General features: G+C 69.2%; 10 protein-coding genes and 1 pseudogene. 5 read left to right on the top strand and 6 right to left on the bottom strand.

Annotated features, from left to right (window positions below; genetic code table 11):
- Together ACZ6O0_RS12175 and typA are read right to left on the bottom strand one after the other, a co-directional pair.
- A pseudogene (locus ACZ6O0_RS12175) lies at positions 1-289 on the bottom strand (L,D-transpeptidase); the annotation flags it as partial.
- Between the two features lie 331 nt (positions 290-620).
- On the bottom strand, positions 621-2,486 hold the full coding sequence (gene typA, locus ACZ6O0_RS12170; protein ID WP_465764887.1) for a translational GTPase TypA: 1,866 nt from the start codon (positions 2,484-2,486) through the stop codon (positions 621-623).
- A gap of 291 nt (positions 2,487-2,777) precedes the next feature.
- Between typA and ACZ6O0_RS12165 the strand changes: the two genes are divergently transcribed.
- Positions 2,778-3,413: a TetR/AcrR family transcriptional regulator gene (locus ACZ6O0_RS12165; RefSeq protein ID WP_465764886.1), complete on the top strand. Its 636-nt coding sequence runs from the start codon at positions 2,778-2,780 to the stop codon at positions 3,411-3,413.
- A 3-nt stretch (positions 3,414-3,416) separates the two neighbouring features.
- Here the strand turns inward: ACZ6O0_RS12165 and ACZ6O0_RS12160 are convergent, their stop codons facing one another.
- Positions 3,417-4,373 (bottom strand): asparaginase, encoded by a 957-nt coding sequence (locus tag ACZ6O0_RS12160; RefSeq protein ID WP_465764885.1) that lies wholly within the window; start codon positions 4,371-4,373, stop codon positions 3,417-3,419.
- Between the two features lie 46 nt (positions 4,374-4,419).
- Complete coding sequence (gene ygfZ, locus ACZ6O0_RS12155) at positions 4,420-5,412, bottom strand: CAF17-like 4Fe-4S cluster assembly/insertion protein YgfZ (protein ID WP_465764884.1); 993 nt, start codon at positions 5,410-5,412, stop codon at positions 4,420-4,422.
- Positions 5,413-5,521: 109 nt separating this feature from the next.
- On the opposite strand from ygfZ, the gene ACZ6O0_RS12150 reads away from it, so the two are divergent.
- Positions 5,522-6,343, top strand: a complete 822-nt coding sequence (locus tag ACZ6O0_RS12150) for an LLM class flavin-dependent oxidoreductase (RefSeq protein ID WP_465764883.1) — start codon at positions 5,522-5,524, stop codon at positions 6,341-6,343.
- Positions 6,344-6,403: 60 nt separating this feature from the next.
- Here the strand turns inward: ACZ6O0_RS12150 and ACZ6O0_RS12145 are convergent, their stop codons facing one another.
- Positions 6,404-7,771, bottom strand: coding sequence for a cation:dicarboxylate symporter family transporter (locus ACZ6O0_RS12145; RefSeq protein ID WP_465764882.1), 1,368 nt, complete (start codon positions 7,769-7,771; stop codon positions 6,404-6,406).
- Between the two features lie 108 nt (positions 7,772-7,879).
- Here ACZ6O0_RS12145 and ACZ6O0_RS12140 point away from each other — a divergent pair, with 108 nt between their 5' ends.
- Both ACZ6O0_RS12140 and ACZ6O0_RS12135 read left to right on the top strand, forming a co-directional pair.
- On the top strand, positions 7,880-9,136 hold the full coding sequence (locus ACZ6O0_RS12140) for a sensor histidine kinase (RefSeq protein ID WP_465764881.1): 1,257 nt from the start codon (positions 7,880-7,882) through the stop codon (positions 9,134-9,136).
- On the top strand, positions 9,129-9,806 hold the full coding sequence (locus ACZ6O0_RS12135; RefSeq protein ID WP_465764880.1) for a response regulator: 678 nt from the start codon (positions 9,129-9,131) through the stop codon (positions 9,804-9,806). Before ACZ6O0_RS12140 ends, ACZ6O0_RS12135 begins: the two co-directional genes overlap by 8 nt.
- Before the next feature lie 255 nt (positions 9,807-10,061).
- Here ACZ6O0_RS12135 and ACZ6O0_RS12130 read toward each other — a convergent pair whose 3' ends face one another.
- Positions 10,062-10,556, bottom strand: a complete 495-nt coding sequence (locus ACZ6O0_RS12130; RefSeq protein WP_465764879.1) for a heme-binding beta-barrel domain-containing protein — start codon at positions 10,554-10,556, stop codon at positions 10,062-10,064.
- Positions 10,557-10,724: 168 nt separating this feature from the next.
- On the opposite strand from ACZ6O0_RS12130, the gene ACZ6O0_RS12125 reads away from it, so the two are divergent.
- A complete protein-coding gene (locus ACZ6O0_RS12125) occupies positions 10,725-11,087 on the top strand; it encodes a DsrE family protein (protein WP_465764878.1) in 363 nt (120 codons plus the stop codon).
- Positions 11,088-11,449 lie beyond the last annotated feature (362 nt).

Below are 11,449 nucleotides of genomic sequence, written 5' to 3'. Positions count from 1 at the left end.
CGTCGGCGACCTGGATCGGCTTGCCGTTCACGACGTACACCAGCTTGCGGGTCTTCTTGTTGATGCAGAGGACCCGGCCCTTCGTCAGACACCGCTGGTCCAGCCGGTACTTGCCCACCACCGCGCTGGACTTCGCCGCCGTGGCCGCCTTCTGCGGCGCGACCACGACCAGGGGCGCAACCTTCGGTGCGACCGTGACGGCGTCGGCCGTCGTGGTGGCGGAGAGTGCGCCGACGCCCACGAACGCGGCGGCCGTCAGAGCAGCGCCGAGCTTACGCAGAATGCCCATGTTTCCTTGTCCTTCCCCCAACAGAGTTGCTTGCACAAAGACAGACGTCATCGCCTGGCGTCTGGTTGGTAACGATCCGGAACTTTCTTCCCCCGCGACCGGCCGAGAAATGGTGTATCACACCGCTGTGGTTCGCCTCGCGCCGTTCCGCCGACCGTGTCCAGTTCGTGCCCAAACCCCCAGCCGGCGTTCAGCTCTCGCACCCCGGCACCCGACGCACGCGGGATCCCACGCCACTAAAGCCGCCCGGTGAGCAGCCGTCCACCCGCCCAGCACGGCACGTTCAACCCCACCACTCCCCACCACACTCGGCGGTGCAGGTGTGGGTTGGTCAGCTCTTGCTTTTGCGGCCCAGCTTCGAGCGTTCTACCTGGGTGAGGGCGACCTTGCGCATCCGGATCGCGTCCGGGGTCACCTCGACGCACTCGTCCTCGCGGCAGAACTCCAGCGACTGCTCGAGCGAGAGCTTGCGGGCCGGGATCAGCTTCTCGAACTCGTCGGCGGTCGACGATCGGACGTTGGTCATCTTCTTTTCCTTGGTGATGTTCACGTCCATGTCGTCGGAGCGCGAGTTCTCGCCGACGATCATCCCCTCGTACACCTCGGTCGTCGGCTCGACGAACATGGTGCCCCGCTCCTGCAGGTTGATCATCGCGTACGACGTCGCCGCGCCGGTCCGGTCCGCGACGAGCGAACCGCTCGGCCGGGTGCGCAGCTCGCCGAACCACGGCTCGTACCCCTCGAACACGTGGTGCGCGATGCCGGTGCCGCGGGTGTCGGTGAGGAACTCGGTGCGGAAGCCGATCAGGCCGCGCGCCGGGACCAGGAACTCCATCCGGACCCAGCCGGTGCCGTGGTTGGTCATCTGCTCCATCCGGCCCTTGCGGACCGCGAGCAGCTGGGTGACCGTGCCGAGGTACTCCTCCGGGCAGTCGATCGTCAGCCGCTCGACCGGCTCGTGCCGCTTGCCGTCGATCTCGCGGGTGACCACCTGCGGCTTGCCGACGGTCAGCTCGTACCCCTCGCGGCGCATCTGCTCGACCAGGATGGCCAGCGCCAGCTCACCACGGCCCTGCACCTCCCAGGCGTCCGGGCGCTCGGTCGGCAGCACCTTGATCGACACGTTGCCGACCAGTTCCTTGTCCAGCCGGTCCTTGACCAGGCGGGCGGTCACCTTGGTGCCCTTGGAGCGGCCGGCCAGCGGGGACGTGTTGGTGCCGATCGTCATCGAGATGGCCGGCTCGTCCACGGTGATCAGCGGCAGCGGCTTCGGGTTCTCCGGGTCGGCGAGGGTGTCGCCGATCATGATCTCCGGGATGCCCGCGATCGCGACGATGTCACCCGGGCCGGCCGAGTCGCCGGGCACCCGCTCGAGCGCCTCGGTGACCAGCAGTTCGGTGATCTTGACCCGCTCGACGCTGCCGTCGTGCTTGCACCACGCGACCTGCGAGCCCTTCTTCAGCGTGCCTTCGTGCACCCGGACCAGCGCGAGCCGGCCGAGGAACGGCGAGGCGTCGAGGTTGGTGACGTGCGCCTGCAGCGGTGCGTCCTCGGTGTACGTCGGGGCCGGCACGTTCTCCAGGATCGTCTCGAACAGCGGCTCGAGGTCGTCGGAGTCCGGCATCCCGCCGTCGGCCGGCTGGGTCAGCGAGGCCCGCCCGGCCCGCGCGGACGCGTAGACGACCGGGAAGTCCAGCGCGCTCTGGTCCGCGTCGTGGTCGAGCAGGTCCAGGAACAGTTCGTACGTCTCGTCGACGACCTCGGCGATCCGGGCGTCCGGGCGGTCCACCTTGTTCACCACCAGGATCACCGGCATCTTGCGGGCCAGCGCCTTGCGCAGCACGAACCGGGTCTGCGGCAGCGGGCCCTCGGAGGCGTCCACCAGCAGCACGATCGCGTCCACCATCGACAGGCCGCGCTCGACCTCGCCACCGAAGTCGGCGTGGCCGGGGGTGTCGATGATGTTGATCGTCATCTGCTCGCCATTGGCCATCTTGTGCCGGACGGCGGTGTTCTTGGCCAGGATCGTGATGCCCTTCTCACGCTCCAGGTCGCCGGAGTCCATCGCCCGCTCGTCCACGTGCTGGTGTGCGCCGAACGCGCCGGACTGCCAGAGCATCGCGTCGACCAGGGTGGTCTTCCCGTGGTCGACGTGGGCCACGATCGCGACATTGCGCAGGTCGTTACGGACAGGCATGGGGAAGCGCTCCAAGGCAGTTGTGTTTTCCGGCGACGGGCTGTCAGACGGTGGCTACGGCGTGTTGTGTCGCTCGAGAAGGCCACTCGACGCAGGGCGCAGCCCTTTCATCCTACCGGTCACACATCGTGCCTACGAATCGGGCAAGTCTTTGACTTTTGTTGACTGGACGTCCAGTCTATAGACGGCGCCTGGGGAGGGGCCTGAAACACGGGGGGTCAGCCCCGAAGCGCCGGGCACGAGAATGGGGGGTTGTCCGGCGCTTCGGGGCCATGACCAGGGAAAGGGATCGTGCCGCGCTCGGCCACCGTCAACCAGGAGATGCGCGAGCGTTCCAGGGAACGCATCCTGGCCGCCGCGCTGGAAGTCTTCGCGGCCAAGGGCTTCGAGGCCGCATCGATCTCCGAGATCACCGAGGCCGCCGGCGTCTCCCGCGGCCTGGTCTCGTACTACTTCGCCACCAAGGAACAGCTGGCGGCCGAACTGCTGGACCGCTGGCTGGACGGCATCGCCGGAATTCTCACCATTCCGGGGACCGCTGACGAACGCCTGGCCGGCATCATCGACGGCGCTCTGATGGCGGCCGCGACCACGCTCCCGATCCAGCGCCTCGCGATCAGCCTGATGATGCAGCCGTCCACCCACGACGTCTTCGCCCGCGTCGAGACCGCGAAGTCGGCCCGCCTGTCCCAGGTCGAGGACGCCATCCGCGCCGTCTTCGCCGCCCGCGGCGCCGCCGACCCCGCCGTCGAAGAAATGTTGCTAAGAGCAACCTTGGAAGGCGTGACCGTCAAGCTGGCGATCTACCAGGAGACCTTCCCCCTGGAAGCCATCCGCCGCCGCCTCTACGCCACCTACGACCTGCCGGGACCGGCGATGCCACTCCCGATCACGTCGCCCCCGGTCGACCGCCTCCGCGCCAAGTAGGCGTCAGCTGAAAGTCGAAGGGTGCGGCTGTACGGCGCCGACCGGGACGCCGCCACCGAGGAGCGGGAAGCGGGTCTGCTCCTCGATCACCTCGTGCTCCAGACCGAGCTTGCGGAGTACGGCGGCCATCACCACAGCCCGTGCGCGCGGGGTGCCGTCCTCGACCTTCAGCGCGATACCCCGGCCGTCCTCGAGGCCCACGGCGTACACGCTCTCCGCGCCCACCTTGCAGAACAGGCCCGGGATCGCCCGCATCAGTGCTGCCTCGTCGCGGGTACTCCCGCTGGCGTACTCGGGGTACGCGCGGAACGCGTCCTTCACGCGGGCCTCGAGCGTGCCCGGGGCCGCGGCTGCGAACAGCCCGAACGAACGGGCCAGTCCGGCCAGGCTGATCGCGAGGATCGGCGCGCCGCAGCCGTCGACCGCGACGTACGAGACCTTCTCGCCGGCGGTGTCCTCGACCGCGGTCCGGATCACCTTCTGCAGTGGGTGATCCGGCGAGCGGTAGTCCTCGATCGACCAGCCGTTGATCACACAGGTCAGCAGCATCGCGGCGTGCTTGCCCGAGCAGTTCATCGTGATCCGTTCGGGGCCATGCCCCGCGCGTACCCACGCGTCCCGGTGGGCGTCCTCGATCGGATAGGCCGGCGGGGTCTGCAGCGCCGACTCGTCCAGGTTCGCCAGCGCGAGGATCTCGCGGACGCCGTCGATGTGGAACTGCTCGCCCGAGTGCGACGCACCCGCGAGCGACAGCAGTTTGCCGTCGAGCGGGAGGCCGTTGCGGAGCATGCCGAGCGCCTGCATCGGCTTGTTGGACGAGCGCGGGAACATCGGCTGGTCGACGATGCCGACCGACCAGGCGACAGTGCCGTCGGGGTTGGTCACCACGACGGAGCCACGGTGATGGCCCTCCACGAAGCCGCTACGGACGACGTCGGCCAGGATCACAGGTTCGGTCACGGCTGAACTGTACAGGTGCAAAATGCACTGTTGCCAATGATTCGGCTCACAGCCGGGAACGGACGTGCAGGCCGGCCTCGGGGTCGACCAGGATCTCCTGCGTCGCGGTCACCGTGGGCTGGTCCTCGGCCACGATCTCGAGCACGGCGTCGACGTCCACGTTCCGCTTCACCAGCGCCAGCGCGATCGGGCCCAGCTCATGGTGCCGCGCCGCCGATCCGATGAACCCGACCTGCTTCTCCCCCGCGCGAACGGCGTACCCGTGCGCGGGAAGGTGGTCGACCGAACCGTCCAGATGCAGCCGGACCAGCCGCCGCGGCGGGCGGCCGAGGTTGTGCACCCGGGCGACCGTCTCCTGACCGCGGTAGCAGCCCTTGTTCAGATGTACGCCGACGCCGAGCCAGCCGACCTCGTTCGGGATCGCGCGCTCGTCGGTGTCCAGGCCGAACCGCGGCGCGCCCGCCTCGATCCGAAGCGCCTCGTACGCCCAGATCCCGGCCGCCGGACCTTCCAGTTCAGCCAACTCAGCTCGCGGGAGGAACACCTCGTGCCCGCCGAACGAGTCCTCGCCGCTGCGGGTCAGATGCGGGCCCTGCGCGGGTCCGGGACGCCAGATGATCGCGTAGTCGTCGGTCACGTCCGCGATCTCGACGCGGGACATGAAGACCATCTTCTGCAGCCACTCGACCAGCGCCGCGGCCGCGCCCGGCTCGGTGTGCAGCCAGAACGTCTCGCCGTCGTCGACGCCGTACATCACGTGCTCGATGTGGCCGGTCGGCGAGAGCAGCAGCGCGGTGGTCGACGTGCCGGGCTTGAGGCCCTCGAAGTACTGCGTGGTCAGCGCGTGCAGCCAGGTCAGGCGGTCCGGACCGGTGATCGTGACGACGTCGCGGTGCGACAGGTCGACGAACGCCTGGCCGGCGACCAGGGCCCGCTGCTCGCGCAGATCCGAGCCGTAGTGGGCCGCGACCCCGGCGTCGAGTCCGTTGGCCTCGACCGCACCGGGCCGGTCCAGCAAAGGGCTGCGGTTTCGTGACATGTCACCAGAGTACGTCGCGCGGCGTACGGCGAACGCCTCCCGGGGTGGGATGTGGACAACCCGGGTCGCAGCCAGGCTTGAGGTATCACAACGTGAAGGGAGCAAGGCGATGAGCGACCGGCGATTCCGGTTCGGTGTGGTGGGCAGCCCGACGACCGGCGAAGAGTGGATCAAGACAGTCCGCCAGGCGGCGGAGCTCGGATACTCGACCGTACTGATGCCCGACGGACTCCAGCTGCCGTCGCCGTTCCCCTCGCTGGCGATGGCCGCGGCGGTCGCGGACATCCGGGTCGGCACGTTCGTGGCGGCGGCTCCGCTGCGCACTCCACGGGCGACCGCGTGGGAGGCACACACGCTCACCCTGCTGACTGACGGGCGGTTCGAGTTCGGTCTCGGGACCGGGCGTCCCGCGGTCGAGCAGCAGGTGGCCGAGATCGGGCTGCACTTCGGCACGGCCAAGGAGCGGCGGGATCAGGTCCGCGAGACGCTGGACCACCTGGAGAAGCTCGACGGCGATCGCCGTACGCCGATCATGCTGGCGGCCGGCGGACCGCGGGCGCTCGCACTGGCGGCGGCCCGGGCCGACATCGTGTCGCTGGCCAAGGACGCGATGACACCGCGGGCCGAGGTCGCCCAGCTGGTCCAGGACCTACGTGAGCTGGCCGGACCGCGGGCGGACGAGATCGAGCTCGCGATGAACCTGTTCGCGGCCGGCACGCGTGAGCTGCCGCCGTGGACGAAGCGCGCGGCCGGGGTGGAGCCTGAGGTGCTCGAGGCGAGCGACTCGCTGATGATGCTGCGCGGTACGCCGCAGCAGATGGCCGACGAGCTTCAGCGGCGGCGGGACGAGTTCGGTACGTCGTACATCAGCGTCAACTCGACGTACCTCGAGGATCTGGCGCCGGTCGTGGAACTGCTGGCCGGCCGGTGAACGCAGCGCTGCCCGCCGGTCTGTGGCCCGGCGGGCAGTGCTGGGAGGGGTGGAGGATGGCTAGCGGGCTGGGCTCGCGGCAGCAGTGACTTCGGGGATGTCGCCGGCGTGGGTGTCGCCGGCGGCGAAGGCGGCCTCGTCGAACGGGTCCTCACCGGCGAACACCTGCTGGGCCTGGGCCTTGTCGAACTCGCCGACCCAGTGCCCGACCAGGACGGTCGCGACCGCGTTGCCGGCGAAGTTCGTCAGCGCCCGGGCCTCGGACATGAACCGGTCGATGCCGACGATCAGGCCGACGCCGTCGACCAGGTCCGGGCGGTGCGACTGCAGACCGCCGGCCAGCGTGGCCAGGCCGGCGCCGGTGACTCCGGCCGCACCCTTCGAGGCGACGATCATGAACAGCAGCAGGGAGATCTGCTGGCCGATGGAGAACGGCTGGTCCATCGCCTCGGCGATGAACAACGACGCCATGGTCAGGTAGATCGCCGTACCGTCCAGGTTGAACGAGTAGCCGGTCGGGACGGTGATGCCGACCACGGACTTGTCGACGCCGAGATGCTCCATCTTTCCGATCAGTCGGGGCAGGGCGGTCTCCGACGACGAGGTGGACACGATCAGCAGGAACTCGCGGCCGAGATAGCGCAGCAACTGGAAGATCGAGATCCCGGTGACCACCCGGAGCAGCGTGCCGAGCACGAGGATCACGAACAGCAGGCAGGTGGCGTAGAAGGCGAGCATGATCTTGCCGAGGCTGACCAGCGCGTCCGCGCCGGTGGCGCCGACGACGGCGGCGATCGCGCCGAACGCGCCGATCGGGGCGGCCCACATGATCATCGACAGCACCTTGAACACCAGCCGCTGGATGTGGCCGATGGCGCCGAGGATCGGCTGGCCCGTCGGGCCCATCGCCTGCAGCGCGAAGCCGATCAGCAGCGCGACGAACACGGTCTGCAGCACTTCGCCCTCGGTCAGCGCGGACAGCATCGACTTCGGGATGATGCCGAGCAGGAAGTCCGTCGTCCCCTCGTGCGCCCCGGCGGCCTGCTTCTGGCCGGTCTCGCGGAGCTTGTCGGTCAGGTTCAGACCGGAACCCGGCTGCACCAGGTTGCCGACCACCAGGCCGATCCCGAGCGCGACCGTCGACATCACCAGGAAGTAGACGAGCGCGAGGCCGCCGACCTTGCCGACACTGGCGGCCTGGCGGACGGAGCCGATGCCGAGCACCAGCGTGCAGAAGATGATCGGGGCGATCAGCATCTTGATCAGGTTCACGAACCCGGTGCCGAGCGGTTTCAGCTCGACCGCGAAGTCCGGGAACAGGAAACCGACACCGATGCCGAGCAGAACGGCGACGATGACGGCGATGTAGAGGAAATGGGTCCGGTCGTTGCGGACCGGCGTCGGGCGGGGTTCGGTCGAGCTCGACATGTGGGGACTCCCTGGATCTGCCGGGCGGGCTGTCTCGAGTAACTGTGACGTGACGCACAGGGGAACCGCTCATTTCGTTCATATCGTTCTCAGTGCACACTGTGCGTTGTGAGACACCGGCCGTGGGAACTGCGCCGCCAGGTGCTCTGGCTGCAGACGGTCACGGTGACCGTCCTGATCGCGATGGCCTGGATCACGCTGATCAGCCGGTCCCGGGCCCAGGCCGAGCGCGACGCCGCGGCCTCGGGCCTGCCCGCGCCCGGCTGGTGGGAGCTGATCCGGCTCGACCTGCGCTCGATGCTCGGCATCGCGAGCCTGATGCTCGGCATCGCGATCGCCGGTAACGCGCTCGTTTCCTGGCGGGTACGGCGAGCCACCCGTGGCATGGGCACGCAGTCGCTGGCCCGGATGCTCGACTTCTACGAAGGCGTCCTGCACGCGGCTCGCGAGGGCCTGATCCTGCTGGACGCGGACGGTCGCGTTCAGCTCGCGAACGACGAGGCTTTGCAGTTGCTCGGCCTTCGCGAGGTGACTCCGGGGACACCGATCGACGAGCTCCACCTCGGGTCGACTCTGGCGGAGTTGCTGCGCGCCGGGCGTACGGCGTACGACGAATTGCACTTGGGAGCGCAGGGGGTCGTGGTGGTCAACCAGCAGCCGGCCCGGTCCGGGCGGATCGTGACGCTGCGGGATCACACCCAACTACAACGGTTGCTCGGCGAGCTGGACGCCGTACGCAGTCTGGCCGAATCCCTGCAGGCACAGAACCACGAGGCGTCGAACCGCTTGCACACGGTCGTCAGCCTGATCGAGATCGGCAAGCCGGAACGGGCTCGTGAGTTCGCGGTGTCCGAGTTGCAGTTCGCACAGGCGATGACCGATCGGGTGGTCGGGACGGTCGGGGATCCGGTGCTGGCGTCGTTGCTGCTCGCGAAGCTGTCGCAGGCGCAGGAGCGTGGCGTCGTGCTGACGCTGGAGCTTGGTTCCGAGGCTTTGAACACGCGACTCCCCGCGCAGGATGTCGTCACGGTGGTGGGGAACCTGCTGGACAACGCGATCGAGGCCGCGCGTGGCGGGCCGGCTCCGCGACGGGTCGAGCTGCGCGCCGGCACGACGCCGGACGCGATCGACCTGATCGTCACGAACACCGGCGCCGAATTGGGTGCGGGCGAGCTGGCGCACATGTTCGACCGGGGCTGGACGACGAAGGCCGAGCCGGGCCACGGACTCGGGCTCGTGCTGGTGCGGAGCACGGTCGAGCGGTGGCAGGGCACGTTGATGGTCGACCCGGATTCCGAGCTGGACGACGTACCTGCGCTGACCGTGCGGGTCCGGCTACCGCGGGCGGTGGGTGCCAGTGCCTGACCTGCGAGTGCTCGTCGTCGAGGACGATCCGGTGGCAGCCGAGGCGCATCGTACGTACGTCGAACGGCTGCCAGGGTTCACGTGTCTCGGCGTCGCGGGGACGGCTGCTCGTGCCTTGCAGGTGCTGGCTCGCGGGGATGTGGATGTTGTGCTGCTGGACATGCACCTGCCGGACGGGCACGGGCTGGACGTGGTTCGGCGGATGCGGGCCTTGGGCAACCAAACTGACGTGGTGGCGGTGACGTCGGCGCGGGAGGTCGCGGCGGTGCAGGCGGCGGCGCGGATCGGCGTGGTGCAGTACGTGCTGAAGCCGTTCGCCTTCGAGACGTTGCGCGACCGGCTGACGGCGTACGCGCGGCAACGCCGGGCGGCCTCACTCGGTGAGGTCGTCGCGGACCAGGACGAGGTCGACCGCTTGTTGCACCCGGCAACCGTCTCGTCGGTCCCGAAAGGCCTGGCCGGCTCCGTCCTCGACCGCGTCGTCCACCTCCTCGCCGACCGCGAAGGCTGGACCGCCGAAGAGGTCGCCACCTCCCTCGGCACCTCCCGAATCACCGCCCGCCGCTACCTCGAACACCTGGCCGACCAAGGCCAAGCCCTCCGAACCCAACGCTACGACGGCCGAAGCGGCCGCCCCAAGGTCGAATACTCCTGGGTAGCCGAAAGCTAGTCCTCCCACGCGTGCGCTCCCGCCCACCCGAGGACGGTGCGTGCTACCGCCCGCTCCTACCGCTACCGCGCGAACCTCGCGGGCTGCCGCCCGCGTGCTGCGCACTCCTGCGTCGCGCGCGGTTGAGTTCCCAAGCCGCCGCCCGTCCGCAGAACACTTGCCCGCGCCGGCAACTGTCGACAACCCCGTGCCTTGGCGAATCGCGCTCGGGGTAGCGCGCTTCAACCGCCGTCGGCTCGCTAGCTGTCAGGCCGGTTAGGAGCGGACGAGGGTGGCCCAGAGGTGGGGTTGGAGGGGCTGGCCCTCGGCGGCCATGTCGTAGGCCCAGAGGAGTTCGCCCTTGACCAGGCCGTAGAGGCGGTGGCCGGCGGTGACTTCCTTCGCGGAGACGGTGCGGGCGATGACGTCGGTCTGCAGCTCGATCTTCGCGCCGTCGATGTCGCCGTACCAGATCTCCGCGAACCCGGTCGGATGCGCCAGGATGACCTCGACCTTGTTGTCCGGCTGCGGGCGCCAGAAGCCGGTCTCGACGGCCAGCGGGCGCTGCTTCGTGCCGTCCTCGCCGACCACGTAGGTCTGGCTGACGTAGTGCAGATACGGCTTGCCGTTGTGACTGAAGTCGATCTGCTGACCGAACTCGAACTTCTCGATCGTCGGGTAGTCACCGTGCCCGCGACCCTCCCACCGGCCGAGCAGCCAGGCCAGCGGCATCAGGTCGGGGTGCAGGTCCTGCGGGATCTCGAACGCCATCGGAATCACTCAGCTCGCGCTGCGGCCGCGGTACAGCCGGTAGACGACGAACGCCGAGAACCAGCCCATGAACACACAGACCAGCACCAGCAGGGTCGTGAAGATGACGTGCAGCACGTCGGCCAGTCTAGGGGATACGGCCGCGGACCCTTCGGCTACCGTGGCGTGATGTCCCGCACGCTGGTGATCAAGCTGACCGCAGGCGCCGAGGAACCCGAGCGCGCCAACCAGGCCTTCACCGTCGCCGCCACCGCCGTGGCGGCCGGCGCCACGGTCTCCCTCTGGCTGACCGGCGAGGCCGTCTGGTTCGCCGTACCCGGCCGGGCCGAGGCCTTCGACCTCCCCCACGCCGCGCCACTCGCCGACCTCGTGACGGCCGTCCTCGAAGGCGGCCAACTCACCGTCTGCACCCAATGCGCCAAACGCCGCGACCTCACCGAACCCGACCTCCTCCCCGGCACCCGCGTCGCCGGCGCCCCCGCCTTCACCGAAGAAATCCTCACCGAAAACACCCAAGCCATCGTCTACTAACCACCCACAAACACCCGGGGCACCGGGGTGGAAGGCGCTAGCGCACACAGCTGAGCAACACCGGTCGGCGCGCGAGCGTGGGGAGAAGCAGCACAGGGCGCCGGGTCAGCAGCGCAGCGGGCTCCGCGTGGGCAGTGCTGGCGGGCACAAGTTGGAGCGGCGCTGGCAGGTCCCAGGGACCGTTGGGATGCGCAGCGGCAGGTGGGCAGTCCGCCGGGTGGGTGGCGCCGACGGCTGCTCGTAGAGCCGCGCCGGCTCGCGGATGGTGGAACGGCCCTGGCAGGCGCAGCTGGAGCAGGTGAAATAGCACCGGCGAGCGCGGGTGGTGCAGCGCTGGGGCGACGGCGCTGGCGCCGACCAGC

The organism is Kribbella sp. NPDC048837, from assembly GCF_055586945.1.
This window is presented reverse-complemented; position numbering and strand designations above follow the sequence as displayed.